Genomic DNA, 1,615 nt, shown 5'->3' on the forward strand with positions numbered 1-1,615 from the left:
CAGTATTCATTGAGCCAAAACTTGAATTGAAGAGTTTGATCATGGCTCAGATTGAACGCTGGCGGCAGGCCTAACACATGCAAGTCGAGCGGCAGCGACAACATTGAACCTTCGGGGGATTTGTTGGGCGGCGAGCGGCGGACGGGTGAGTAAAGCCTGGGAATATGCCCTGATGTGGGGGATAACTATTGGAAACGATGGCTAATACCGCATAATCTCTTCGGAGCAAAGAGGGGGACCTTCGGGCCTCTCGCGTCAGGATTAGCCCAGGTGGGATTAGCTAGTTGGTGGGGTAACGGCTCACCAAGGCGACGATCCCTAGCTGGTCTGAGAGGATGATCAGCCACACTGGAACTGAGACACGGTCCAGACTCCTACGGGAGGCAGCAGTGGGGAATATTGCACAATGGGGGAAACCCTGATGCAGCCATGCCGCGTGTATGAAGAAGGCCTTCGGGTTGTAAAGTACTTTCAGCAGTGAGGAAGGGGTGTACGTTAACAGCGTGCATCTTTGACGTTAGCTGCAGAAGAAGCACCGGCTAACTCCGTGCCAGCAGCCGCGGTAATACGGAGGGTGCGAGCGTTAATCGGAATTACTGGGCGTAAAGCGCATGCAGGCGGTCTGTTAAGCAAGATGTGAAAGCCCGGGGCTTAACCTCGGAACAGCATTTTGAACTGGCAGGCTAGAGTCTTGTAGAGGGGGGTAGAATTTCAGGTGTAGCGGTGAAATGCGTAGAGATCTGAAGGAATACCGGTGGCGAAGGCGGCCCCCTGGACAAAGACTGACGCTCAGATGCGAAAGCGTGGGGAGCAAACAGGATTAGATACCCTGGTAGTCCACGCCGTAAACGATGTCTACTTGGAGGTTGGGACCTTGAGTTCTGGCTTTCGGAGCTAACGCGTTAAGTAGACCGCCTGGGGAGTACGGTCGCAAGATTAAAACTCAAATGAATTGACGGGGGCCCGCACAAGCGGTGGAGCATGTGGTTTAATTCGATGCAACGCGAAGAACCTTACCTACTCTTGACATCCACGGAATCCTTTAGAGATAGAGGAGTGCCTTCGGGAACCGTGAGACAGGTGCTGCATGGCTGTCGTCAGCTCGTGTTGTGAAATGTTGGGTTAAGTCCCGCAACGAGCGCAACCCTTATCCTTGTTTGCCAGCACTTCGGGTGGGAACTCCAGGGAGACTGCCGGTGATAAACCGGAGGAAGGTGGGGACGACGTCAAGTCATCATGGCCCTTACGAGTAGGGCTACACACGTGCTACAATGGCATATACAGAGGGCGGCCAGCCAGCGATGGTGAGCGAATCCCAGAAAGTATGTCGTAGTCCGGATTGGAGTCTGCAACTCGACTCCATGAAGTCGGAATCGCTAGTAATCGTGGATCAGAATGCCACGGTGAATACGTTCCCGGGCCTTGTACACACCGCCCGTCACACCATGGGAGTGGGCTGCACCAGAAGTAGATAGCTTAACCTTCGGGAGGGCGTTTACCACGGTGTGGTTCATGACTGGGGTGAAGTCGTAACAAGGTAGCCCTAGGGGAACCTGGGGCTGGATCACCTCCTTAACGATAGACTGCTCATTTGATGCAGTGTCCACACAGATTG

1 rRNA gene is annotated in these 1,615 nt (G+C 54.0%); it reads left to right on the top strand.

The window, feature by feature from the left end:
* Positions 1-23: 23 nt before the first annotated feature.
* Positions 24-1,575: ribosomal RNA gene (locus C942_RS04660) — 16S ribosomal RNA — on the top strand.
* The last annotated feature ends 40 nt before the right edge of the window (positions 1,576-1,615 follow it).

The organism is Photobacterium marinum (assembly GCF_000331515.1).
Taxonomy (GTDB): domain Bacteria; phylum Pseudomonadota; class Gammaproteobacteria; order Enterobacterales; family Vibrionaceae; genus Photobacterium; species Photobacterium marinum.